The 23032-nt window shown below is 66.0% G+C and carries 22 protein-coding genes; 11 read left to right on the top strand and 11 right to left on the bottom strand.

What is annotated here, in order from left to right:
• Positions 1–28: 28 nt before the first annotated feature.
• Entirely contained in the window at positions 29–2059 is a 2031-nt protein-coding gene (locus tag ACNFJ7_RS14900; RefSeq protein ID WP_037513642.1) for a M13 family metallopeptidase, read from the bottom strand.
• Between the two features lie 143 nt (positions 2060–2202).
• Positions 2203–4140, bottom strand: a complete 1938-nt coding sequence (gene acs / locus ACNFJ7_RS14895; protein ID WP_019369846.1) for an acetate--CoA ligase — start codon at positions 4138–4140, stop codon at positions 2203–2205.
• A gap of 135 nt (positions 4141–4275) precedes the next feature.
• Here acs and ACNFJ7_RS14890 point away from each other — a divergent pair, with 135 nt between their 5' ends.
• The 4 genes from ACNFJ7_RS14890 to ACNFJ7_RS14875 are packed head-to-tail and all read left to right on the top strand — an operon-like array spanning position 4276 to position 8987.
• Positions 4276–5757: an efflux transporter outer membrane subunit gene (locus ACNFJ7_RS14890; protein ID WP_037513640.1), complete on the top strand. Its 1482-nt coding sequence runs from the start codon at positions 4276–4278 to the stop codon at positions 5755–5757.
• Complete coding sequence (locus ACNFJ7_RS14885; RefSeq protein ID WP_019369844.1) at positions 5747–7072, top strand: efflux RND transporter periplasmic adaptor subunit; 1326 nt, start codon at positions 5747–5749, stop codon at positions 7070–7072. Before ACNFJ7_RS14890 ends, ACNFJ7_RS14885 begins: the two co-directional genes overlap by 11 nt.
• 1 nt (position 7073) lies before the next feature.
• Positions 7074–7784: an ABC transporter ATP-binding protein gene (locus ACNFJ7_RS14880; RefSeq protein WP_019369843.1), complete on the top strand. Its 711-nt coding sequence runs from the start codon at positions 7074–7076 to the stop codon at positions 7782–7784.
• A gap of 3 nt (positions 7785–7787) precedes the next feature.
• Complete coding sequence (locus tag ACNFJ7_RS14875; RefSeq protein WP_019369842.1) at positions 7788–8987, top strand: ABC transporter permease; 1200 nt, start codon at positions 7788–7790, stop codon at positions 8985–8987.
• Here the strand turns inward: ACNFJ7_RS14875 and ACNFJ7_RS14870 are convergent.
• Positions 8956–9570 carry a nucleotidyltransferase family protein gene (locus tag ACNFJ7_RS14870; protein WP_019369841.1) on the bottom strand — a complete coding sequence of 205 codons (615 nt, stop codon included), beginning with the start codon at positions 9568–9570 and terminating at the stop codon, positions 8956–8958. The genes ACNFJ7_RS14875 and ACNFJ7_RS14870 overlap by 32 nt on opposite strands.
• Complete coding sequence (locus ACNFJ7_RS14865; protein WP_019369840.1) at positions 9557–10468, bottom strand: XdhC family protein; 912 nt, start codon at positions 10466–10468, stop codon at positions 9557–9559. The genes ACNFJ7_RS14870 and ACNFJ7_RS14865 overlap by 14 nt, the downstream gene beginning before the upstream one ends.
• A gap of 78 nt (positions 10469–10546) precedes the next feature.
• On the opposite strand from ACNFJ7_RS14865, the gene ACNFJ7_RS14860 reads away from it, so the two are divergent.
• A complete protein-coding gene (locus ACNFJ7_RS14860; RefSeq protein WP_019369839.1) occupies positions 10547–11593 on the top strand; it encodes a glycerophosphodiester phosphodiesterase family protein in 1047 nt (348 codons plus the stop codon).
• Positions 11594–11604: 11 nt separating this feature from the next.
• Positions 11605–11853 carry a hypothetical protein gene (locus ACNFJ7_RS14855; protein ID WP_019369838.1) on the top strand — a complete coding sequence of 83 codons (249 nt, stop codon included), beginning with the start codon at positions 11605–11607 and terminating at the stop codon, positions 11851–11853.
• Positions 11854–11987: 134 nt separating this feature from the next.
• Here ACNFJ7_RS14855 and ACNFJ7_RS14850 read toward each other — a convergent pair whose 3' ends face one another.
• A complete protein-coding gene (locus tag ACNFJ7_RS14850; RefSeq protein ID WP_037513664.1) occupies positions 11988–12260 on the bottom strand; it encodes a hypothetical protein in 273 nt (90 codons plus the stop codon).
• A gap of 219 nt (positions 12261–12479) precedes the next feature.
• On the opposite strand from ACNFJ7_RS14850, the gene phhA reads away from it, so the two are divergent.
• Positions 12480–13346: a phenylalanine 4-monooxygenase gene (gene phhA / locus ACNFJ7_RS14845; protein WP_019369836.1), complete on the top strand. Its 867-nt coding sequence runs from the start codon at positions 12480–12482 to the stop codon at positions 13344–13346.
• A 9-nt stretch (positions 13347–13355) separates the two neighbouring features.
• Here the strand turns inward: phhA and ACNFJ7_RS14840 are convergent, their stop codons facing one another.
• Positions 13356–14297, bottom strand: coding sequence for a 50S ribosomal protein L11 methyltransferase (locus ACNFJ7_RS14840; RefSeq protein ID WP_019369835.1), 942 nt, complete (start codon positions 14295–14297; stop codon positions 13356–13358).
• On the bottom strand, positions 14287–14991 hold the full coding sequence (locus ACNFJ7_RS14835) for an SDR family NAD(P)-dependent oxidoreductase (protein WP_019369834.1): 705 nt from the start codon (positions 14989–14991) through the stop codon (positions 14287–14289). Before ACNFJ7_RS14835 ends, ACNFJ7_RS14840 begins: the two co-directional genes overlap by 11 nt.
• Positions 14992–15572: 581 nt before the next feature.
• On the opposite strand from ACNFJ7_RS14835, the gene ACNFJ7_RS14830 reads away from it, so the two are divergent.
• Positions 15573–16316, top strand: a complete 744-nt coding sequence (locus tag ACNFJ7_RS14830; protein ID WP_019369833.1) for a dienelactone hydrolase family protein — start codon at positions 15573–15575, stop codon at positions 16314–16316.
• Between the two features lie 18 nt (positions 16317–16334).
• Here ACNFJ7_RS14830 and ACNFJ7_RS14825 read toward each other — a convergent pair whose 3' ends face one another.
• Complete coding sequence (locus ACNFJ7_RS14825; RefSeq protein WP_019369832.1) at positions 16335–17696, bottom strand: methyl-accepting chemotaxis protein; 1362 nt, start codon at positions 17694–17696, stop codon at positions 16335–16337.
• Between the two features lie 11 nt (positions 17697–17707).
• Positions 17708–19033 (bottom strand): methyl-accepting chemotaxis protein, encoded by a 1326-nt coding sequence (locus ACNFJ7_RS14820; protein ID WP_019369831.1) that lies wholly within the window; start codon positions 19031–19033, stop codon positions 17708–17710.
• Between the two features lie 255 nt (positions 19034–19288).
• Between ACNFJ7_RS14820 and sdhC the strand changes: the two genes are divergently transcribed.
• From sdhC to sdhA, 3 genes are read left to right on the top strand one after another with little or no spacing between them, the layout of a single operon-like run.
• Positions 19289–19711 carry a succinate dehydrogenase, cytochrome b556 subunit gene (sdhC, locus tag ACNFJ7_RS14815; protein WP_019369830.1) on the top strand — a complete coding sequence of 141 codons (423 nt, stop codon included), beginning with the start codon at positions 19289–19291 and terminating at the stop codon, positions 19709–19711.
• A complete protein-coding gene (sdhD, locus tag ACNFJ7_RS14810; protein WP_019369829.1) occupies positions 19704–20096 on the top strand; it encodes a succinate dehydrogenase, hydrophobic membrane anchor protein in 393 nt (130 codons plus the stop codon). The genes sdhC and sdhD overlap by 8 nt, the downstream gene beginning before the upstream one ends.
• Positions 20096–21898 (top strand): succinate dehydrogenase flavoprotein subunit, encoded by a 1803-nt coding sequence (sdhA, locus tag ACNFJ7_RS14805; protein ID WP_019369828.1) that lies wholly within the window; start codon positions 20096–20098, stop codon positions 21896–21898. Before sdhD ends, sdhA begins: the two co-directional genes overlap by 1 nt.
• A gap of 197 nt (positions 21899–22095) precedes the next feature.
• Here the strand turns inward: sdhA and ruvC are convergent, their stop codons facing one another.
• Both ruvC and ACNFJ7_RS14795 read right to left on the bottom strand, forming a co-directional pair.
• The gene (ruvC, locus tag ACNFJ7_RS14800) at positions 22096–22584 is read right to left on the bottom strand and encodes a crossover junction endodeoxyribonuclease RuvC (protein WP_019369827.1); all 489 of its coding nucleotides are present in this window, start codon (positions 22582–22584) and stop codon (positions 22096–22098) included.
• Complete coding sequence (locus ACNFJ7_RS14795) at positions 22581–22982, bottom strand: endonuclease domain-containing protein (protein WP_236704416.1); 402 nt, start codon at positions 22980–22982, stop codon at positions 22581–22583. The genes ruvC and ACNFJ7_RS14795 overlap by 4 nt, the downstream gene beginning before the upstream one ends.
• Positions 22983–23032 lie beyond the last annotated feature (50 nt).

Genomic DNA, 23032 nt, shown 5'->3' with positions numbered 1-23032 from the left:
CGGGCCGTCCACCAAATAAGCGCTTCGCTTACCAGATATGCACGCGCTTCTCTGGCGGCAGGTACAGCTTGTCGCCCGGCTGGATCTTGAACGCCTGGTACCAGGCGTCGACGTTGCGGACGATCCCGTTCACCCGCGCCGTTGCCGGCGAGTGCGGATCGGTGAGCAGCTGCTGGCGCTGTGCATCCTCGCGCACCTTCACCCGCCAGGCCTGGGCGTACGCAAGGAAGAAGCGCTGGTCGCCGCTCAGGCCGTCCACCGCCTTGGCCTTGCCGTGCTTGGCCTGGTACTTCTGATACGCCGAATAGGCCGCCTCGACGCCGCCGAGATCGCCGATATTCTCGCCGAGCGTGAGCTTGCCGTTGATCTTCGTCCCCGGCACCGGTTCGTAGCTGCTATACTGCTCCGCCAGCGCGCCGGTGCGCGTGCCGAACGCGGTCTTTGCCGCGGGCGTCCACCAATTCTCAAACTTGCCGGTGGGGCCGAACTGCGAACCCTGATCGTCGAAGCCATGGCCCATTTCATGGCCGATCACCGCGCCGATGGCCCCGTAATTCACCGCCGGATCGGCATTGGGATCGAAGAAGGGCGGCTGCAGAATCGCCGCCGGGAAAGTGATCTGATTCGAGAGCGGGTTGTAATAGGCGTTCACCGTCTGCGGCGTCATCGCCCACAGGCTGCGATCGACCGGCTTAGGGAAGCGCGACAGGGCCAGCTGATGCTCGAACTCGCCCGAGCGCATGACGTTGCCGAGCAGATCGCCCCGCACCACCTCCAGCGACGCATAGTCGATGTACTTGTCCGGGTGCCCGATCCGCGGCTCGAAGGCAGCGAGCTTGGCCAAGGCAGCCTTGCGCGTGGCGTCGTCCATCCACGTCGAAGCGGTGATCCGCTCCTGATAGGCTTCCCGCAGATTTTCGATCAGCTCGGCCATCTGCTTCTCCGCGGCCGGCGGATAATATTTGGCGACATAGGCCTTGCCGACCGCCTCGCCGAGCGCGCCGTTCACCAGCTGCACGCCGCGCTTCCAACGCTCGCGCTGCATCGGCACACCCGAAAGCGTCTTCGAATAGAAGTCGAAGCGCGCCTGATCGAACGCCTTAGGCAGGAAGGTCGCGTGATCGCTGACGAAGCGATAGGCGACATAGTCCTTCCAGGTCTGCAGCGGTGTTTCTGCGAAGATCTTGCCCAGCGCGATCAGCGCCGTGTTCTGCGCCATCAGGATCTGCGGCGAGCTATCGAGCCCCGCGGTCTTCAGCATCAGCGCCCAATCGAATTCGGGCGCCTTGGCCTTCAGGCCGGCGATCGTCTGCGGGTCGTTCAGCGCGGCGATGTCGCGGCTCTGCTCGGGCGACCATTGAACCTTGGCCATCGCCGTCTCCAGCGCGACGATGGCGTCGGCCTTGGCGCTGGCGTCCGGAATCCCGGCGAGCTCCTGGATCTGCTGCACATAGGCACGATAGGCCTTGCGGAACGCGTCGAACTTTTCGCCCGGATTCAGGAAATAGTCGCGCGGCATGCCCAGTCCGCCCTGGCCGACCGCGGCAGTATAGCGCGTAGGATCGGCGAGGCCCGGCATGATGTCGATATCGACAGGGCTGGCATACCCAGTGCTGGCGAACAGCACCTGCAGCGCGCTCTTGTCCTGCACGCCGGCGATGCGATCGAGATAGGGCTTCAGCGGCGCGGCACCGCGCGCCTCGATCCCCGCCTCGTCCATCCAGCTGGCGTAGAAGTCGCCGATCTGCTTGCCGCTTGCGCCATAGGTCGCAGGGTTCTTGGCCATCTCGTCGAGCAGCGTGCGCACATTGGTCTCGGCCGCGATGGCGAGATCGACGAACGGCCCCGCCGAGGTCCGATCGGCCGCGATCTGCGTGCGCTCCGCCCAACCGCCATTGGCATAGGTCCAGAAATCGTCGCCGGGCTTCACGCCAGGCTTCTGGGCCGTCAGGTCAACGCCGAAGCTGCCATAATGCGGCTTGCCCGTCTGGGCGAGCGCGGGTGCGGAGAGGAGCAGCGCGGCGACGCTCGCGAGCAACAAAGAACGACCGGATTTCATCGTGTTAAGAACCCCCATCTCGATGTGTATTAGGCGAGTGTAACGGGGGGTTCGGCCGGTCGCAACGGGATTTTGTTACAAGCGATACTGTACGGAGGGGCATCGCTGCCCCCCGCACCCGCTCTTTCCTGAGACACACGGCCTCAGGAGACGCGATTGGCCACCAAATCGTCCACGACCGCAGGATCCGCCAGTGTCGAGGTATCGCCAAGGCTGCTCACATCGCCCTCGGCAATCTTGCGCAGGATGCGGCGCATGATCTTGCCCGAGCGCGTCTTGGGCAGGCCCGGCGCGAACTGGATCGCGTCGGGCGTTGCAATCGGGCCGATTTCGCCGCGCACCCAATCGCGCAATTCCTTGCGCAGCGCTTCGCTCGCCTCCACCCCGGCGTTCAAGGTCACATAGGCATAGATGCCCTGGCCCTTGATGTCATGCGGCATGCCGACGACGGCAGCTTCCGCCACCTTGTCGTGCAACACCAGCGCACTCTCTACCTCGGCGGTGCCCATGCGATGGCCCGAGACGTTGATCACGTCGTCCACCCGGCCGGTGATCCAGTAATAGCCGTCGGCATCGCGGCGGCAGCCATCGCCGGTGAAATATTTGCCGCGATAGGTGGTGAAATAGGTCTGGAAGAAGCGCTCGTGATCGCCCCAGACGGTGCGCATCTGCCCCGGCCAGCTGCGCGCGATGACCAGATTGCCCTCGGTCGCGCCCTCCAGCAGCGTGCCGTCGCCATCGACCAGCTGCGGTTCAATGCCGAAGAACGGCATCGACGCCGAACCCGGCTTGAGCGCAGTGGCACCCGGCAGCGGGGTGATCATGTGGCCGCCGGTTTCGGTCTGCCACCAGGTGTCCACGATCGGGCAGCGCCCCTCGCCCACCACGTCGTGATACCAGCGCCACGCCTCCGGATTGATCGGTTCGCCGACCGAGCCGAGCAGCTTCAGCGATTTGCGACTGGTCGAGGTGACGTAGCTGTCTCCCTCTTTCATCAGCGCACGCAACGCAGTGGGCGCGGTGTAGAGAATTTCGACCTGGTGGCGGTCGACCACCTGCCACATGCGGCCTGCGTCGGGCCAGGTGGGCACGCCTTCGAACATCAGCGTGGTGCCTCCGTTCGCCAGCGGGCCATAGACGATATAGCTGTGCCCGGTGACCCAGCCGATGTCCGCCGCACACCAGTAAATCTGGCCTGGTCGGTAATCAAAAACCACGTCGTGCGTGTACGCCGCCCAGAGCAGATAGCCGCCGCTCGAATGCAGCACGCCCTTGGGCTTGCCGGTCGATCCCGAGGTGTAGAGGATGAACAGCGGATCCTCGGCATCCATCGGCTCGGCCGGACAGTCGGCCGAAACCTTCGCCGCCGCCTCGTGATACCAGAGGTCGCGGCCGGACTGCATCGCCACGTCGCCGCCGGTCGCCTGCACGACGATCACCTTCTCGAGGACGGGTGCGTGGCGTTGCGCCGCGTCGACATTGGCCTTCAACGGCACTCGCTTGCCACCGCGCCGGCCTTCGTCGGCGGTGATGACGATGCGGCTGTCGCAATCGACGATGCGGCCCGCCAGTGCCTCCGGCGAAAAGCCGCCGAACACCACCGAATGAATCGCGCCGATCCGCGCGCAGGCGAGCAGCGCCACCGCCGCCTCGGGGATCATCGGCATGTAGACGGTGACCCGGTCCCCCTTCCGCACGCCTTCCGCCTTCAGCACATTGGCGAACCGGCAGACCTCTTCGAAGAGCTCCAGATAAGTGATCCGGCGCGCTTCCTCCTTGGGATCGTCCGGCTCCCACAGGATCGCGGTCTCGCTGCCGCGGCTCGCCAGATGGCGATCGAGGCAATTGGCAGCGACGTTGAGCTTGCCGTCGGCGAACCAGCGGATACCGAAATCGGCCTGTTCGAACGACCAGTCGCCGGCAGTTGCGGGCGGCACGATCCAGTCGAGCCTCTTGGCCTGTTCGAGCCAGAACCCGTCAGGGTCGGACAGCGACTGGGCATGGAGACGTTCATACGCTGCGGCATCGATGCGGGCAGTCTTCGCCCAGCTTTCCGGCACCGGATACAGATTTTCGCTCATCTAGACCCCTCCTGGTCGCGGGGCATCTAGGATCGCAAGGGGTGGCTAGGCAAGGCACCTGCCGCCGCAAGATCGTTACGGAGACACATGTTTTTTTAGTGGATCGGTAAAAGCGTATCAGCCATATAAAACGCTATGGCACGACCTGCGATTGCTCTGTTGCTCTGTGCGGCGCTGCCGCTGGCAGCTTGTTCTATCGGCTCCGCCCGTCCGCAACAGACTGCCGCCGAACTCGGCATACCCGATCAGTTCTCCGTCGACGTGCAGCAAAAGGCGCGCGAGGACCTGTCTCGCTGGTGGGACCGGTTCGACGATCCGATGCTTGGCCAACTGATCGGCCAGGCGCAGTCCGCCAATCTCGATATCGCCCAAGCCGTGATTCGGCTGCGCCAGGCACGCGAGTCGCTGGTCCAGTCGCGGTCGGCACTGCTGCCGACAGTGAGCGGCTCGGCCGGCTATTCGCGCAACGAGCCTTTGCGGGGCGGCAGCACCACCACACGCCTGCCGGACGGCACCATCGCCTCCTTCTCGCAGGGCGGCAGCAGCAATTTCTCGCTCGGACTCGATGCCAGCTATCAGGTGGATCTGTTCGGCGGCGTCAGAGCGGGCGTGCGCAACGCGCAGGCGACGTACGAATCCACGGTGTTCAACCGCGCGGCGGTGCTGCTCTCTGTCGAATCGGAAACCGCGCGCAATTATGTGCTCGCCCGGCAGGCGCAGGCCCAGCTCGCCAATGCGCGCGAGAGCCTTTCCATTCAGGACGAAAATCTCAGCATCGCCCGCTGGCGGGTCCAAGCCGGCCTCGTTTCCTCGCTCGACGCCGAAACGGCACGGTCGCAGCGCGCCCAGACCGCGGCGACCATCCCGCAGCTGGAAAGCAACTATGCCTCGTATGTCGCGCGGCTCGGTGTACTAACCGGGCAGGCGCCCGGCGCGCTGCGCGGCGCGCTGGAAGCTCCCAAGCCGATCCCGCGCGGCCCGCTAAACGTCGATACCGGCATTCCCGCCGATGCGCTCCGCCAGCGCCCGGACGTGCGGGCGAGCGAACGCAGCCTCGCCGCCGCCGCCGCGCAGATCGGTGTGGCGCGCGCGCAGCTCTATCCTAGCCTTACACTGGGCGGCAGCATCAACATGGGCAGCAGCCGGATCGGCTCGCTGTTCGACATCATCACCGGCCGCGCCTTCGCCAACGTTGCGCAGACGCTGTTCGATTCGGGCCGGCTGCGCAGCCAGCTTCGCTCGGCCCGCGCCGGCGCGGATGGCGCCTTCTATGCCTATAAGGCAAGCGTGCTGAAAGCGCTGGAGGAGATCGAGAACGCAATCGTTGCGCTCCAGGCTGCTCGCACGCGCGAGGCCGAGTTCCGCACGGCGCTGGAGGCGGCGACCAACCAGGCGCTGCTCGCCCGTTTCCAGTATCGCTCGGGCCTCACCGATTTCACCACGCTCAATCAGTCCGAAAGCGCGCTGCTTTCGGCCAAGAACGGGCTTTCCCAGGCCGAGTCCGAACAGGCGACAGCGCTGATCCAGCTTTATGTCGCGCTGGGCGGCGGCTGGGACGAAGCCGCGCCGATCCCGCCCCTTCCTCCAACGACAGGCAGCGCCACCGATGGCCAGTGAACCTCAGGACCTCAACGCCTTTCTGGGCACGAAGCGGCGCCCCTGGTGGCGGCGCAACCTGCGCTGGATCGTGATCGCGCTGGTCGTGGTGGTGCTGGGACTGCTCGTCTCGCGCTGCTTCGCGCCCAAGCCGCCACCCTCCTACATCACAGTGCCGGCTGAGAACGGCGCGCTGGCCGTCAGCGTCTCCGCCACGGGTCGCCTGGCGCCGATCCGGCAGGTGACGGTTGGTTCCGAGATTTCGGGCCTCGTTCTGGAGGTGCTGGTCGACGTCAACGACCGGGTGAGCGAGGGCCAGCCGATCGCCATCATCGACCCCGCGCGCCTGGACGACGCAATCACCCAGAGCCGAGCAACACTCTCCGCCAATCAGGCCGCAGTGGCACAAAGCCGCGCGACGCTCGACGAATCGACCGCGCAGCTCCGCCGCATGGAAGAGGTCAGCCGGCTTTCGGGCGGCAAGGTGCCGGCTCAGGCCGAACTCGATACCGCCCGCGCCGCCGTCGCCCGCGCACGCGCCAACCTCCGCTCGGCCGAGGCGAACGTGGTCTCCGCACAGGCCTCGCTTTCCTCGAACCAAACCCAGCGCACCCGCTCCATCATCCGCTCGCCGGTGAACGGTGTGGTGCTCGCCCGCCAGGTCGATGCCGGCCAAACTGTCGCAGCACAGTTCAGCACGCCGAACATGTTCGTGATCGCCCAGGACCTGACGCACATGAAGCTGGAAGTCGCGATCGACGAAGCCGATGTCGGCTCCGTCAAGGTCGGGCTGCCCGCCAGCTTCACGGTGGACGCCTTCCCCGGCCGCACCTTCCCCGCGCAGATCACCCGGGTCGACCTGGGCTCGAACCTCACCGCGTCTACCGCGTCGACCAGCGCGTCGACCACCACCACCACTGCCAACCAGGTCGTTTCCTATGCGGCGATCCTGTCGGTCGCCAATCCGGACATGACGTTGCGCCCGGGCATGACAGCGACTGCGACCATCGGGGTCGAGCGGCTGGACAATGCCCTGCTGATCCCCAACGGCGCCTTGCGCTTCACGCCAGAAGAGACCGATACGAAGTCCGGTGGCGCGGGCATCCAGTTTGGTCCGCGCCAGCGCGATCAGCAAAAGGCGATCGGCCGCGGCAGCAAGCAGACCGTCTACGTTGTCGGGAAGGACGGCAAGCCCCAGAAGGTCGAGGTCGTCACCGGGCCCAGCGACGGCAGCCGGACCGCGGTGACCAGCACCCAACTCAAGCCGGGCATGAAGGTTATCGTCGGCGTGCAGGCCAACGGCCCGGCCGCCCCCGCCAAGGGTGACCAGAACTGACATGGCCGATCCGCTGATCCAGCTTGAGGGCATCACCAAGACGTTCGGCGAGGGGCCGACCGCATTCCAAGCGCTGAAGGGCGTCGATCTCGCGATCGAACCCGGTGCGTTCCTGGCGGTGATGGGCGCCTCGGGATCGGGGAAGTCGACGACGATGAACATCCTGGGCTGCCTCGATGTGCCGACCGGGGGCAGCTATCTGTTCCGCGGCGTGCATGTGGAAGAGCTGGATCGCGATCAGCGCGCCTATCTGCGCCGCCGCTATCTCGGCTTCGTGTTCCAGGGCTTCAACCTGCTGGCCCGCACCACCGCGCTGGAGAATGTCGAGCTGCCGCTGCTCTACCGCGGCGAGCACCGCAGGGCGCGGCGCGAAGCCGCGATGGCGGCGCTCGAACAGGTCGGGCTCGATCGCTGGGCCGATCACACGCCGTCGGAGCTGTCGGGCGGCCAGCAGCAACGCGTCGCGATCGCCCGCGCGATCGTCACCAAGCCCGACGTGCTGCTCGCGGACGAGCCGACCGGTAATCTCGACAGCGAACGGTCGGTGGAAATCATGCGCCTTCTGCAGCAATTGAACGCGGAGCTGGGCATCACCGTGCTGATGGTGACGCACGAGCCGGACATGGCCGCATTCGCCAAAACGATCGTGCATTTCAAGGACGGGCTGGTGGAGCGAACGGAAACCAACGCTCCGTCTGCGATCGGGGCCTGAGCCATGCTGTTCACCACCCTCCTCCTCTCGCTCCGCGAAATCCGTCGGCACCTGCTGCGTTCGTTCCTCACGACGCTGGGCATCATCATCGGTGTCGCCGCTGTCATCACCATGGTCACGCTGGGCAACGGCGTCTCCGCTTCAGTGCAAGATTCGATCAGTTCGCTCGGGAGCAACACGCTTACCGTTTTCCCAAGCGGCGGGCGTCGCGGCGGCGGCAATGCCCCGCCCAGCTTCGAAAATGCCGACGTGCTGGCGATCCGCCAACAGGTGAGCGGCGTCAGCGCGGTCGCGCCCCAGGCATCCTCCTCAGCGCTGGCAGTGCGAAATGCGCAGAACTGGCAGGCATCGGTCACCGGCACCAGCAACGACTATTTCAACGCCCAGAATCTGGAATTTGCCGGGGGCCGCCGTTTCACGGATGCCGAACAGAGCGCCGGTAAGTCCGTCTGTGTAATCGGCGACACCATCCGCACCAACCTGTTCGCGAATGAAGATCCCGTCGGCGAACGCTTCCGCCTGGGTACGGTCAGCTGCGAAGTGATCGGCGTGCTCAAGAAGCGCGACAATGCCGGGTTCAGCGACCCCAACTCCACGGTCGTGCTGCCGCTGAAGACGGTGCAGCGCCGCTTCGTCGGCAACCAGAACGTGCTGGCGATCCAAGTGGCGGTGGCGCCGGGCTATGACACCGCCGTGGTCAAGAAGTCGTTGATCGGCCTGCTGCGCGAACGCCGCCACATCACTCCCGGCCAGCCCGACAATTTCGATATCTTCGACAGTGCCGAATTCGCCTCGACGGTTCAGAACCAGATGCAACAGATGACGCTGTTCGTCGCCGCTATCGCGGCCGTCAGCCTGTTGGTGGGGGGCATCGGCATCATGAACATCATGCTCGTTTCCGTGACCGAACGTACCCGCGAGATCGGCATTCGTCTGGCGATCGGCGCGCTGGGCAAGGAAGTGCTGCTGCAATTCCTGGTTGAAGCGGTCGCGCTTTCCTGCCTGGGTGGCCTGATGGGCGTGGCGCTGGCGTTTTTCGCCTCCTGGGGGCTGGCGACGCTCGCCAAGCTGCCGTTCGAGTTCGATCTCTCGATCAACCTGCTCAGCTTCGGGATTTCGGCGCTGATCGGGATCGTTTTCGGCTTCTTCCCGGCCCGGCGCGCCGCGGCGCTCAATCCGATCGACGCCTTGCGGCACGAATAGCCGCCGCCGCTTCGCGGTCCCGCAGCGCGGCCAGGTCTTCGCGCGTGTCGATGTCCACCAGCTCGTCGGGCTGGGTAATGACGTGGTGGCCCCGCAGGATCAGCGTCCGCGCGCCCGCATCGCCTTCCAGGCCGCGCAATGCGGCGAAATGATCGCGACCGAACAGGGCCGGCGGCATCGGCCGCACGCCATCGCTAGAGGCAACCAGCGTCGCGGCGCCTTCGGAGGCGTCGAACAGGCGATAGCAATGCGCGACGGTAAGCCGTGGCATGTCGGCCAAGGCGATCAGCACCGCCTCGACCCCGGCGGCTTCCGCCGCCTCGACGCCGTGGCGCACCGAACGCGCCTGGCCCTGCGCAGGATCGGGATTCTCCACCACTTCGAATCCCCGCGCAGCGAAGTCGAGCGCAGTGCACGAAACCACCGCAATCCGCGCGCGGAACGGCATCTTTTCGAGCGCGGTCACCACATGGAAGGCGAGCGGCTGGCCCAGATAGAGCTCGGTAAGCTTGTCGCCATCCGCAAACCGTTCCGAACGCCCTGCCGCGAGGAGGACGAGAGCCGTATTCTCAGGCGTGAGCATGGAAGGTCTTCACCATAGAGGCTGCGATGGACAGGGCGATCTCCGAAGGACCGATCGCCCCGATCGGAAGTCCCGCCGGCCCCTCGACCCGCGCTAGGTCCTCAGGCGAGACGCCCGCCGTGGCCAGACGTTCCAGCCGTGCCGCGTGACTGCGCCGAGAACCGAGCGCGGCGACATAGCCGGTCGGGTGCGCCAGCGCGGCGAGAAGCGCGGCATCGTCGATCTTAGGATCATGGCTCAGCGTAACCACCGCCGTAGCCGGATCGGGCTTCAGCGCCGTCACCGCCTCATCTGGCCAGCGATCGTCGAGCGCCACGCCCGGGAAGCGCTCCTCGGTCAGGAAGCGTCCGCGCGGATCGATCACCGTCGTCGCGATGCCGAGCTCGCGGGCGAGCCCGGCCAGTCCCTGTGCGATCTGCACCGCGCCGACGATCAGCAGGCGGCGCGGCGGATCGTAGCGGTTGACGAAACCACCGGCGCCGATCGCGCTGCGGCCGGTCACGAGGTCGGTTCCCACGTCCAGCGACCGCCCTTCAGCACGGGCCTCTCGGATCGCATCGAACAACTCGGGCGGGAAGCCCTTGATCGACACTGGCTGCACCAGCACCGCGATCTGCCCGCCGCACGGGAGCCCCACTTCCCAGGCAGCCGCATCGGCGACGCCATAGTCCTTCACCACCGCCGGAGCGCCGGCAATCACCTCAGCGGCGGTCTGCAGGATGTCGGTTTCGACACAGCCGCCAGACACCGAGCCTTCGAACCGGCCGTCGGCGTGCACGAGCAGATGGCTGCCGCGCGGGCGGGGGGCCGATCCCCAGGTCGTCACCACCGTCGCAAGCGCCATCGGCGCCCCACGCCAGGCTTCGGCAGCTGCCAGGACGCTATCGTTGTCGGCCACTTGTCTCGCTCCCGTCACATCCGCTGCCTAACCGCCTAGCCGAAGGAGAGTTTCGTGACGAGACTGCTGCTATTGGCGATGGCACTGATGGCGCCCGCCTTCGCATTCGGGCAGGAGATGCCGATGGACAAGCCAGTGCCTCGCATCATCGTGATCGGCCATCGCGGCGCCAGCGGCGAGCGGCCCGAACACACGCTGCTGGCCTATCAGCGCGCAATTGACCAGGGCGCCGATTTCATCGAGCCTGATCTTGTGCCTACCAAGGACGGCGTGCTCGTCGCCCGCCACGAGAACGCCATCACCGATACGACGGACGTGGCGGCGCATCCCGAATTCGCCGCGCGCAAGACCACCAAGACGATCGACGGCCAGACAATCACCGGCTGGTTCACCGAGGATTTCACGCTCGCCGAACTGAAGACGCTGCGCGCGAAGGAACGGCTGCCCAAGATCCGCCCGGGCAATACTTCTTATGACGGCCAGGCGACCATCCCGACCCTGGACGAAGTGATCGCCCTGGCGAAGCGGGAAGCGGCGCGGCTTCACCGCACGATCGGCATCTATCCCGAAACCAAGCACCCCAGCTATTTCGCATCGATCGGCCTGCCGCTGGAGGCACGGCTGGTGGCGGCGCTGAAGGCAGCCGGCTGGGACCGGGCGGATGCGCCGGTGTTCATCCAGTCGTTCGAGGTGAACAACCTCAAGCAGCTCAAGACGATGACGAAGGTGCCCCTGATCCAGCTGATGGCCGGAAGCCAGGGCCCGGCCGACCATGCCGTCGCCAGCTATAAGGAGATGGCGACGCCGGCAGGCCTGCAGGCGATCGCAGCATATGCGACCGGCATCGGTCCCGAGCTGGGCCAGATCCTCGATCCCGACGGCACCGCCTCCACCCTGGTCGCCGATGCGCATGCAGCGGGGCTGAAACTCCACCCCTGGACCTTCCGCGCCGAGAACCTGTTCCTGATGCCGAGTTATCGCGTCGGCACCGATCCTGCCGGGCACGGTCGGCTCGCCGACGAGATCGCCGCGTTTCTGGTGGCAGGGATCGACGGCTTCTTCACCGATTTTCCTTCCATCGGCGTGGCCGCTCGGGATAACTTCCTTATGACCAACGGCAGATAAGGCTTTCGATCATGCGTATCCTTCCCGTCCTGCTCGCGCTACCGCTGCTCGCCGGGGGATGCGTGGTGAAGACCGCCGCGAACATCGTCACCCTGCCGGTGAAGGCCGGCGCCCAGGCCGCGGACTGGGCAACGACCAGCCAGGACGAGTCCGACCGCAATTACGGCCGTAAGATGCGGGAGAAGGAAGAGCGCGAAGGGCGCGAGCGGCGCAAGCGGGACAAGGAGTGCCGCGAACACCCGGATCGCTGCCAGGGATAAGCGACACAATGCCGGATCCTCCCGGCTGCTAGTGCAACGCGCATTAAAAAGGGGCGCTCGCGTCGTGCGAGCACCCCTCCAGGCCCGGCTGCCTGCGTGGGAACAGCCTAGCCTGATATCGAACGCGCCTTGCGTTACATGCCGTTGTGCAGATTGGTATCCGCGTCGTGCTTGCGCATGTCTTCGGCCTTGGCGTCGCCCTCGGCGCGGACCGCTGCGGCCTGATTTTCCATCGCGCTCTCCGCAGCGTCGGTGGTGGCGTTATCCGCCGCCGCATCATAGCGCTCAGCAACGTTCTCGGCATTCGCCTCGATGTTGTCGGCGGCCTGCTCGCGCGGGCTGGTGTTGCAAGCAGAAAGCGCGATCAAACCCGCGGCGGCGCTCAGCACGAGCATCTTGTTCTTCATCATCTATCGCCCTGTCGTTGGTACATTCGGAAAAGCGGCTGCTTTTTCGGTGTCGGCAATCGACCAGTGCGGCGTTTGTTCCGAAAGCGTAATGCGAAAAGGGCGCAAATGCGGCGAACCGTTGCGATCGCGATGTGCGGAATGGACCCCGTCGCACTCCGGCGCAGCAAGATATTCCCCGGCATTTCACCGCAATCAGCGCAATGCTATGCCCGTGCCATGGACAAGGAAACACACGTGCTGGACCACCCACCCGAAGGGGCCGCACCGGATTGGACGATTCCGCAGGGCTGGAATTCTTATACGGCGGAGGAACATGCGACCTGGGACACGCTGTTCGCCCGCCAGGCAAAGCTGCTGCCCGGGCGTGCCTCCTCGGCGTATTTGAAAGGTCTGGAGGCGCTGCGGCTGTCAGATTCCGGCATCCCAGATTTCGAAGAGCTGTCGGATCGGCTGATGCGCCTGACCGGCTGGCGCGTCGTCGCTGTCCCCGGGCTGGTGCCGGACGACGTCTTCTTCGATCACATGGCAAACCGCCGGTTCGTCGCCGGCAATTTCATCCGCCCGCCTGAGCAGCTGGATTATATTCGCGAGCCGGACGTCTTTCATGATGTCTTCGGTCATGTCCCCATGCTCGCGGATCCGGTGTTCGCCGATTATCTGGAAGCCTATGGCCGCGGGGGCATGCGCGCGCTGGAGCTGGGAGCGCTCAAGCAGCTCGGGCGGCTCTACTGGTACACGGTGGAATTCGGCCTGGTCGAGGAGGCCGACGGGCTGCGCATCTACGGCTCCGGCATCGTTTCCAGCTCGGCGGAAAGCATGTTCGCGCTCGACAGCGACAGCCCCAATCGCATCGGATTCGACATGAAGCGCGTGATGCGGACCGACTATCGCATCGACGATTTCCAGCAGAACTATTTCGTCATCCCGAGCTTTGAGGACCTGCTCCGCCAGACGGTGGAGACCGACTTCGCGCCGCTCTACGCCGAGATCCTGCCCCAGCCGGACATCCCGATCGCCGCGATCCTACCCGGCGATCGGGTGATTACCCACGGCACCCAGGCCTATGCGCACCGCAAGGCCTGAGGAACGGGGTCAGATGTCCAGCGCCCAGCCGTCGCGGCCCTTGGGGTCGGGCGGCGCGGAGGGGACATAGCGCACGGCGCCCGCCACCAGCCGCAGGATCGTCCAGTCCCCGCGGCGATCCATGGCCTCCAGCGTGCAGCCGCACGCCTCGAACGCCGCCACCACCTGTCTGCGCTGCGTCTCCAACAGGCCGGCAAGCACGATCGTGGCGTTCGGCGCCGCGATCGCTGCCAGTTCGGGCGCCATCGATACCAGCGGCCCGGCAAGAATGTTGGCAATCACCAGATCATATGGTGCGCGCGCCGTGATCGCGTCGGACAAGGCGCCGTCCGCCACCACTAGCGCCACGCCGGCAATGCCGTTGGCGGCCGCATTCTCGCGCGTCACCTCGACGGCGGCGGGATCAATGTCGGTCGCCATGACCGCCGCATCGGGCCAGAGATGCGCGCCGGCAAAGGCCAGCAGGCCGGTGCCCGTGCCGATATCGATGATGTTGGCGAAGCGCTTCGCCGCCAGCCCGTCGAGCATCGCCAGACAACCCGAGGTGGTCGCATGATGGCCGGTGCCGAACGCCCGTCCGGCGTCGATCAGAAAGGCGCGCCCTCCCGCCGGCGCCGCAAGCGGATGCGCGCTGGTATGCACGACGAACCTGCCCTCGCGGATCGGCTCCAGCCCTTCCTGGCTCAGCGTCACCCAGTCCTGCGCGGTCAGCGCCTCGACCTCGGGCTCGACATCGCCCGCGCTCGGCACCAGCGCCTTGAGCGCCGCGAGCATTGCCGCATCGGGCTCCTGCTCCAGATAGGCGTCGAGCCGCCAATGCTCGACATCGTCCTCCACCGTCTCGGTGGTCATCAGCACCGCGTCGATCTCGATCGTGCCCGCGTCGATCGCCTCGGCCTCGGCGCGGGTGCAGGGCAGACTGACCTTCCAGCTATCGATCTCAGCGGACATAGCTGGCTCCATTGGCGTCGAGGACCGCACCGGTCATCGAGGGGGGCGCATCGAGCGCGCAGAATCTGGCGATGGCGGCGATCTCCTCCGGACTCGCCACGCGGCCGAGCGGGATGTCGGCCAGCAGCTTGTCGCCGCCGCGGCTCGCCAGATAGTCCTCGGCCATGCCGGTCATGGTGAAGCCGGGGCAGATCGCGAAGGCAAGGATGCCCTCGCCCGCATAGCCGCGCGCGATCGACTTGGTCATGCCGACCATGCCCGCCTTGGAGGCGGCATAATGCCAGTGCGCCGGGCTGTCGCCGCGATAGGCGGCGCGGCTGGCGACATTGACGATCCGGCCGCCGCTGCCCCGCGCCTGCCAGTGGCGCACCGCGAGCCGGCACAATTCGGCCGAGGCGGTAAGGTTGACGCGCATCGTGCGCTCCCAGCCCCCGACCCAATCGTCGTGATCGGCATCGAGCGGATTGGCCTCGAAGATGCCGGCATTGTTGATCAGCACGTCGATCCGGCCGTCGAGCGCGTCGAGCGCCTTCTGCCAGAGCGCCTGCGGGGCGGCGGGATCGGTGAAGTCGGCGGGAATGCCGCTGCGCGTGCCCTGGCCGACGAGCGTCACGCGCGCGTCCTGCCCAAGCAGCGCCGCCGTCGCCGCACCGATGCCCCGGCTGCTGCCGGTGAGGAGGATATGGGTAGTCATGGGCGCAGCCCTAGCGCGGGCGCGGGGGCGCGTCACCATGGAGCAGCGGCGTTAAAATGCCGTCATGGACCGGCGGCTCTCGCCCCAATAGAGGACGTTGGGCTTGCGCCCATACTCCACAGCTGTCCGATATTGCGCTCATAATGCGCGGGCGAGTATAATCACAGATTATCGACAAAGGATCGGATATGTTGGCCGTATTGTTCCTCTGGGCGTCCGCAATCGGTCAAGACGATGAGCTTCTGCGGGTGTGGATGGGTCCCGACGTTTGGGCTGCGGCAGTATCCAAATTCGAAGGCCGCAGTGTTGAAAGGCGTAACGTCGCAGCTATTGGCTGTGTCGGAATGGTAGACACCCAGATGTCCTGCTCATGGCAACGGCGAGAGCAGAATAAGTGGCACAAATACTCCGGTTGGGCGGACCTGAGCGGCGAAACTCCACTGCTTAAGAGTGCTACGCCAGAAAAGGCCGAATGACCGCTAACCACCAGAATTCGCCGGCCAGCCCTTTCCCCTCGGCCACCACACACGCTACGGCAGCGCCGATCGGTGCCCCTCCTCCGGCACCCCAGGGAGCCCGCGATGATCCTGCGCAGCGACGAAACCACGGACGTCCCCGTCCCCGGCAGCGGCGCGATGCGGATTCACTGGTTCCGCCCGGCGGTGGAAGGCACCTTCCCCGGCATCGTCCTCTATTCCGAGATCTACCAGGTCACAGCACCCATCCGGCGGCTGGCGGCGATGCTGGCGGGGAATGGCCATGTCGTCGCCGTGCCCGAGGTCTATCACGAATATGAGCCCGCCGGCACCGTGCTTGCCTATGACCCGGCCGGCACCGATCGCGGCAATGCGCTGAAGTTCACCAAGCCCGTCGCCGCGTTCGACGCCGATGCCGCCGCCACGCTCACCGCGCTCGCCGCGCATCCGGCGTGCAACGGCAGGCTGGGCAGTTTCGGGGTGTGCCTGGGCGGGCACCTCGCCTACCGCGCCGCGCTCGACCCGCGCGTGTCGGCGGCGGCGTGCTTCTATCCTACCGACATCCATTCGGGTACGCTGGGCGAAGGCAAGGCCGATGACAGCCTCGCCCGCATGGCCGATCTCAAGGCCGAAATGCTGTTCGTCTGGGGCCGGCAGGATCCGCACATCCCCTTTGCCGGGCGGGAGGCGATCCGCGCGGGGCTGGAGGCGCATGGCATCGCCTATGAATGGCACGAGCTGAACGCGCAGCACGCCTTCCTGCGCGACGAGGGGCCGCGCTACGATCCGGCGCTGTTCCTTCAGTCGATGGCGATCACCCTCGCCTTTTATCGCCGCGCCTTGGCCTGATCCCCTGGGCGGAGGCGGTCATGCTGCCTCCGCCGCCGCCGAGAAGCTATCCGCCGCAGCGCGGAGCTGATTCAGACGATCGTCGACCTCGGTAACGTCGTGCTGCAGCCGATCGATATCGTCGGTGACGTTCTTGGTATCCTCGCGGATCGCGCCGATCGTCGCCGACATTGAATCCGCTGCCAGCGCGGTTTCGTCGACCGCGGCGGTGATCGCGGTGACGGTCTGTGCCTGGACTTCCATGGCACGGCGGATTCGATCGGCGCTTTCCTGCACTTCGGCGACGGTGGTGCGGATCGAGGCGTTGGTGTCCACGGTCGATCGGGTGGCGGACTGGATCGCTGCGATCTTGGCGGCGATATCGTCGGTGGCGCGGGCAGTCTGGTTCGCGAGGCTCTTCACTTCCTGCGCGACGACAGCGAAGCCGCGGCCGGCATCGCCGGCACGCGCGGCCTCAATGGTGGCGTTAAGCGCGAGCAGGTTGGTCTGCCCCGCGATGTCGCGGATGAGGCCGAGGATCGATTCGATAGACTTGGCGTGATCGGACAGCGTCTCGCTCATCCCCACCGCGTCGCTCGCCTGACCCGACGCGCGCGTGGCGATCGCGGCTGCGGCTTCGACTTCGGTGCGTGCATCCTCGATCGCGCGGATGAGGCCGGCCGCGGTCATGGCCGCTTCGCGCATCGCCACGGCCGACTGCTCGGCGGCTGCGGCGACTTCGCTCGTCTTGCCGAGCATGCCGCGCGCCGCACCCGACGCGCCCTGCGCCTGTACGCGAATGCGGTTCCCGAGCATCGTCGCGCCTTCGATCGATTCGGCGATGCTGGCGCGGAACTGATCCGATCGCACCCGCCGTTCGTCGTGCAAGGCTTCGGCGTGGAGGGCGTCGAGATGCGTCGCCATCAGGTCCACCTCGGCCATGGCGAGGCGCTGTATCGCATCGCACAGGCGTGCCAGGCGCTCCGGCTCCGTTTCCAGCTTCCGGCGCAGCACCTCGATGGTGAGCGAATGACCATGGGCGAACTGGGCAATCACGATCGACAAGGGCACGCCGAGCCGATTGGTTTCCGCCGCATAGTCGCACATCATTCGCGACCAGGCGTCGCCGAACGCCTGCTCGAACTTGACGCGGCTATAAGTCGCAGCGCCTTCGGCATGCGCCTCCTGCCCAAAGGCGTCGAGCAGCCGGGCGCCCAGCGGGGTCGTCCGCAGCCGGACCTGGCAGCCGCGGGCGATCTCCTGGTGCGCATCCCCGTCGGCGAGCAGGACAGCGATGTCGGCACAGGCGGCGCGCATCGTACCGTCCCAGTCATAATCGGCGAGCCATTCCTCGGGCGATCGCGGACCGCTGCGCGCTTCGAATTCCAGCATGGCCAACATGGACTGTCCCCTCAAGCCGCGACCTTGGCAACGAAATCGCCAGCGCGGCCCTTCAGCGCGCCGAGCTGGGCGTCGAGCGCCGCAAATCCCTGACCGACCCGGTCGATTTCGGACGCGACGGCTTCGGTATCCTCGCGAATCGCGCTGATCGTGGCGGACATCGAATCGGCCGCGAGCGCGGTTTCGTCGACCGCGGCGGTGATCGCCGTGACCGTCTGCGCCTGCACCTCCATCGCGCTGCGAATGCGGTTGGCGCTTTCCTGCACTTCCGACACCGTGGTGCGGATCGAGGCGCTGGTATCCACCGTCGAGCGCGTCGCCGACTGAATGGCGGCGATCTTGGCGGCGATATCGTCGGTGGCGCGGGCAGTCTGGTTGGCGAGGCTCTTCACTTCCTGCGCGACGACGGCGAAGCCGCGGCCGGCATCGCCGGCGCGGGCGGCCTCAATGGTCGCGTTGAGCGCGAGCAGGTTGGTCTGCCCGGCAATGTCGCGAATGAGGCCCAGGATCGATTCGATCGACTTGGCGTGATCGGACAGCATCTCGCTCATCCCCACCGCTTCGCTCGCCTGGCACGACGCGCGCGTGGCGATCGCGGCGGCGGCTTCGACTTCGGTGCGCGCATCCTCGATCGCACGGATCAGCCCGGCCGCGGTCATCGCCGCCTCGCGCATCGCCACCGCCGACTGCTCGGCGGCGGCGGCGACTTCGCTGGCCTTGCCGAGCATGCCGCGTGCCGACGCCGAGGTGTGCGCCGCCTGGCCGCGCAACTCGTCGCCCTCGCGGGTGGCACGCTCGACCGTCGCGCCGATCGAATCGCGGAACTCGCTCGCCAGCCGGTCGCGCGCGACCTGAGCGCTGTGCTCGCGGAACATGTTGTAGATCTCGACGGTGATATCCGCCTCCAGCGCAGACAGGCGCATCAGCGTGTCGAGCAGCGACGGCAGGCGCGGATCGGTGCCGCCGACCCGGCGGAGCAGCACTTCCAACGCAGCCCGATCGCTCGCGCTGATCATCGACAGCAGCGCCATCGGCTGCACGCCCGCCTCATAAGCGGCGGCGACCGATCGCTCGATCGATTCGATCCAGGTCTTGCCTTGGGTGTCGAGGAAGCGGTTGCGCAGGAACACCACGCCGACATCGATCATCTTCGCGGCATCCGCTGGCGCCCAGTCGCGCTCCTCGGGGAAGCAGCGCACCCATTGGTGCCAATAGGCAGCGGACACCGCCTCGATCTCCGGCTCCAGCACTTCCCAGCAGACGCGACTCGATTGAAGCAACGACCCGTCAAAATCGAACACGTGCAACCGCGCCGCCATTTCGATCCGCGCGCTCATCGTGCCCGCCGCGGCAAACGGATGGGTGGATATCGAATCGCTCACCTAATTCTCATCCCCGGTCGGCGGCCGGGCTTCGGCCGCGTTAGCCCGAAGCTATGCCGGTTCAGTGGTTAAGGGGCGGTTAGGAGCGCAGCTGCTATCGCCGCACGACAATATCTTGCGTCCACCGCCCGGCTGAACCTAAGGGCAATCCGTCTTGCATCCTCGTCCTGCGGGATTAAGGAAGCCCGCGTCGACCGAAAGGATTTATCGTTGGCCAACGTCCGCAACACGGCACGACCGCTGTCGCCGCATCTCGGCATCTACAAATGGGGACCGCATATGGCGGTCTCGATCCTCCACCGCGCCACCGGCTCCGGCATGGCGACCGTGGGCACCGGCCTGTTCGTCTGGTGGCTGGTCGCGCTGGCCTATGGCCCAGATGCCTATGCGACGTTCCAGAACGTGTTCACGCTGCAGAATGGCCAGCTAAACATCCTGGGCTATGTGGTAGGGATCGGCCTGAGCCTGTCCTTCCTCCAGCACATGGCCTCGGGCACCCGACACCTGTTCCTCGACGCCGGCGCGAATTTCGAGCTGCGCGCCAACAAGCGCAGCGCGCTCAGCACCTTCGCGTTCAGCATCGTCGCCACTGCGATCTTCTGGGTCGTGCTTCTGGAGAAGGCCCATGGGTAACGGAACCCGGCTCGGTCGCGTCCGCGGCCTCGGCTCTGCGCATGAAGGCGCGAGCGAATGGTGGAAGCACAAGGTTTCCGCCGGATCGAACCTGCTGCTGGTGCTATGGCTGATCGTCTCGATCGCCCTGCTGCCGGCCTATGATTACGCGACCGTCGCCGGCTGGATCGCACAGCCGCTGGTCGCCGTGCCGCTGATCCTCCTGGTGCTCAGCGTCACCTTCCACTTCCGTCACGGCCTGCAGGTCGTGATCGAGGACTATCAGCACAACGAGACGCGCTTCGTGCTGATCGTCCTGCTCGAATATTTCACGATCACCGTTCGCGTGCTCGCGATCTTCGCCATCCTGAAGATTGCCTTCACCTCCACCGGAGTGGCTGCCTGATGCCCGCCGCCTACAAGATCATCGACCATATCTATGACGCCGTCGTTGTCGGCGCGGGCGGCTCGGGCCTCCGCGCGACGATGGAAGTGGCGCAGGCCGGCCTGAAAACCGCCTGCATCACCAAGGTGTTCCCCACCCGCAGCCACACCGTCGCGGCGCAGGGCGGCATCGCGGCCAGCCTGGGCAATATGGGTCCGGACCACTGGACCTGGCACATGTACGACACCGTCAAGGGCTCCGACTGGCTCGGCGACCAGGACGCGATCGAGTATCTGACGCGCGAGGCTCCGGCCGCGGTGTACGAGCTCGAACATGCCGGCATGCCGTTCAGCCGCACCGACGAAGGCAAGATCTACCAGCGCCCGTTCGGCGGCATGATGCAGAACATGGGCGAAGGCCCGCCCGCGCAGCGCACCTGCGCCGCGGCGGATCGTACCGGCCATGCGATGCTGCACACGCTGTACCAGCAGAGCCTGAAGTACGACGCGGACTTCTTCATAGAATATTTCGCGCTCGACCTGATCATGGAGAATGGCGAGTGCCGCGGCGTGATCGCGCTGTGCATGGACGACGGCTCGATCCACCGCTTCCGCAGCCATGCGGTGGTGCTGGCGACCGGCGGCTATGGCCGCGTCTACCAGTCGGCCACCTCGGCGCACACCTGCACCGGCGACGGCAACGCGATGGTTCTCCGCGCCGGCCTGCCGCTGCAGGACATGGAGTTCGTCCAGTTCCATCCGACCGGCATCTACGGCGCGGGCGTGCTGATCACCGAGGGTGCGCGCGGCGAAGGCGGCTATCTCACCAACTCCGAGGGTGAGCGCTTCATGGAGCGCTATGCGCCGTCCGCCAAGGATCTCGCCAGCCGCGACGTCGTGTCGCGCTCGATGGCGATGGAGATCCGCGAGGGCCGCGGCGTGGGCAAGGAGAAGGACCATATCTTCCTTCACCTGAACCATATCGACCCGAAGATCCTGGCAGAGCGCCTGCCCGGCATCACCGAGACCGGCAAGGTCTTCGCCGGCGTCGACCTCACCCGCCAGCCGCTGCCGGTGGTCCCGACCGTCCACTATAATATGGGCGGCATCCCGACCAACTATCACGGCGAAGTCGTCCATCTGAAGGACGGCAATCCGGATGCGGTGGTCCCCGGCCTGTTTGCTGTCGGCGAAGCGGCCTGCGTTTCGGTGCACGGCGCCAACCGCCTCGGCTCCAATTCGCTGATCGACCTTGTCGTGTTCGGCCGCGCGACCGGCAAGCGGATCGTCGACATCATCAAGCCGAACACCGCGCATCACCCGCTGCCAAAGGGCTCGGAAGAAATGGCGCTGGGCCGGCTCGACCATTTCCGCAACGCGAATGGCGGCACCCGCACCTCGCAGATCCGCGCCGACATGCAGAAGACGATGCAGCGCCACTGCGCCGTGTTCCGCACCGAGGAGCTGATGGCCGAGGGCGTCGCGCATATGGAGCAGGTCTATGCCGGCTTCCAGGACGTCCATGTCAGCGATCGCTCGCTGATCTGGAACACCGACCTCGTCGAGACGCTCGAGCTGGACAACCTGCTCGGCCAGGCGATGGTGACGATCCGCAGCGCGATCAACCGCAAGGAAAGCCGCGGCGCCCACATGCACGAGGACTTCCCCGAGCGTGATGACGCGACCTGGATGAAGCACACCATCGCGACATTCGACGGTTGGGGCGGCAAGGGCGGCAAGACCGACATCGACTACCGCCCGGTTCACGAATACACGCTGACCGACGAAATCGACTATATCAAGCCGAAGAAGCGGGTGTACTGATCCGATTGCGGATGGGTTCAAGGAGGCCGGGGCGGCGACGCTCCGGCCTTTTTGTTTGCGCGGTGGACACACTTCGCTCCAGCCGTCATCCCGACGTAAGGCGGGATCCAATGGGGCCCACGTTGCCGCTCTTGCTGATAGCGAATGGCGTCTGGATCCCGGCTTTCGCCGGGATGACAACTGAGAACACGGAGGCCCTACCGCACTCCGAACCGTGCACTCGCCAGATGGTGCGCATGGCAGATCGCCACCGCGAGCGCGTCGGCGGCATCGGCGCCGACGATCTTCACCCCCGGCAGCAGCCGCGAGACCATCGCATGGACCTGCTCCTTGTCGGCATTGCCGACGCCGACGACGGATTTCTTGACCGTGCTCGGCTTATACTCGCCGATATCGATCCCCACCCGCGCCGCGGCGCACAGCACCACCCCGCGCGCCTGCCCGAGCTTGAGGGTCGATTGGGCGTTGGAATTCACGAACACTTCCTCGACCGCCGCCGCCTCGGGCGCGTGATCGGTGATCAGCGCGGCAAGCATCGCATCGAGATGGGCGAGACGCCGGGGCAGAGTGGCCTTGGTGTCGGTGACGAGCTTGCCGTGCGCGAGATGGCTGATCCGGTTCCCCTCAGCGCGGATAAGCCCCCAGCCAGTGGTGCCGAGGCCGGGATCGAGACCGAGAATGATCACGAGCCCAACCCCTCCCCTTCAGGGGAGGGGTTGGGGTGGGGACTGGCAGACCAGCGACCCGGACGAGTTTTGAGTGCCTGGACAATCGCCGCCAGAACACCGTCCATATTGTCGAAGACGTCGTGATTGGAGAAATGCAGGGCAAGAAATCCTTGGCTCAGGAGAAACGCATCCCGGCGCTCGTCATATGCGGGGTCATGCGTGTCGCCGTCGACTTCAACCACCAGACCTTTGGCCGGGCAGAAGAAGTCGCAGATGCATGGAAAGACCACCTGCTGTCGGCGGAATTTATGCCCGAGCTGCGCATTGGAAAGATGCCGCCACAAGTGCTTCTCGAGCTCGGTTGGATTACGCCGCATTTCGCGAGCGCGGGCCAGTAGCCCGGCTTCGGTGATCATCTCCGTACCCTCCTAGGGCAGGATGCACCACGAGTGGGGCATCTGGCTAC

Source organism: Sphingomonas sp. HT-1 (genome assembly GCF_048568905.1).
GTDB lineage: Bacteria > Pseudomonadota > Alphaproteobacteria > Sphingomonadales > Sphingomonadaceae > Sphingomonas.
Note: the sequence above shows the minus strand (reverse complement) of the source record. Positions and strands in the feature narration are given on the sequence as shown.

Coding starts and splice junctions, on each gene's coding strand:
- ACNFJ7_RS14900 (WP_037513642.1), bottom strand. CDS start 2,059: ATGAAATCCGGTCGTTCTTTGTTGCTCGCGAGCGTCGCCGCGCTGCTC.
- acs (WP_019369846.1), bottom strand. CDS start 4,140: ATGAGCGAAAATCTGTATCCGGTGCCGGAAAGCTGGGCGAAGACTGCC.
- ACNFJ7_RS14890 (WP_037513640.1), top strand. CDS start 4,276: ATGGCACGACCTGCGATTGCTCTGTTGCTCTGTGCGGCGCTGCCGCTG.
- ACNFJ7_RS14885 (WP_019369844.1), top strand. CDS start 5,747: ATGGCCAGTGAACCTCAGGACCTCAACGCCTTTCTGGGCACGAAGCGG.
- ACNFJ7_RS14880 (WP_019369843.1), top strand. CDS start 7,074: ATGGCCGATCCGCTGATCCAGCTTGAGGGCATCACCAAGACGTTCGGC.
- ACNFJ7_RS14875 (WP_019369842.1), top strand. CDS start 7,788: ATGCTGTTCACCACCCTCCTCCTCTCGCTCCGCGAAATCCGTCGGCAC.
- ACNFJ7_RS14870 (WP_019369841.1), bottom strand. CDS start 9,570: ATGCTCACGCCTGAGAATACGGCTCTCGTCCTCCTCGCGGCAGGGCGT.
- ACNFJ7_RS14860 (WP_019369839.1), top strand. CDS start 10,547: ATGGCACTGATGGCGCCCGCCTTCGCATTCGGGCAGGAGATGCCGATG.
- ACNFJ7_RS14855 (WP_019369838.1), top strand. CDS start 11,605: ATGCGTATCCTTCCCGTCCTGCTCGCGCTACCGCTGCTCGCCGGGGGA.
- ACNFJ7_RS14850 (WP_037513664.1), bottom strand. CDS start 12,260: ATGAAGAACAAGATGCTCGTGCTGAGCGCCGCCGCGGGTTTGATCGCG.
- phhA (WP_019369836.1), top strand. CDS start 12,480: ATGGACAAGGAAACACACGTGCTGGACCACCCACCCGAAGGGGCCGCA.
- ACNFJ7_RS14840 (WP_019369835.1), bottom strand. CDS start 14,297: ATGTCCGCTGAGATCGATAGCTGGAAGGTCAGTCTGCCCTGCACCCGC.
- ACNFJ7_RS14835 (WP_019369834.1), bottom strand. CDS start 14,991: ATGACTACCCATATCCTCCTCACCGGCAGCAGCCGGGGCATCGGTGCG.
- ACNFJ7_RS14830 (WP_019369833.1), top strand. CDS start 15,573: ATGATCCTGCGCAGCGACGAAACCACGGACGTCCCCGTCCCCGGCAGC.
- ACNFJ7_RS14825 (WP_019369832.1), bottom strand. CDS start 17,696: ATGTTGGCCATGCTGGAATTCGAAGCGCGCAGCGGTCCGCGATCGCCC.
- ACNFJ7_RS14820 (WP_019369831.1), bottom strand. CDS start 19,033: ATGAGCGCGCGGATCGAAATGGCGGCGCGGTTGCACGTGTTCGATTTT.
- sdhD (WP_019369829.1), top strand. CDS start 19,704: ATGGGTAACGGAACCCGGCTCGGTCGCGTCCGCGGCCTCGGCTCTGCG.
- sdhA (WP_019369828.1), top strand. CDS start 20,096: ATGCCCGCCGCCTACAAGATCATCGACCATATCTATGACGCCGTCGTT.
- ACNFJ7_RS14795 (WP_236704416.1), bottom strand. CDS start 22,982: ATGATCACCGAAGCCGGGCTACTGGCCCGCGCTCGCGAAATGCGGCGT.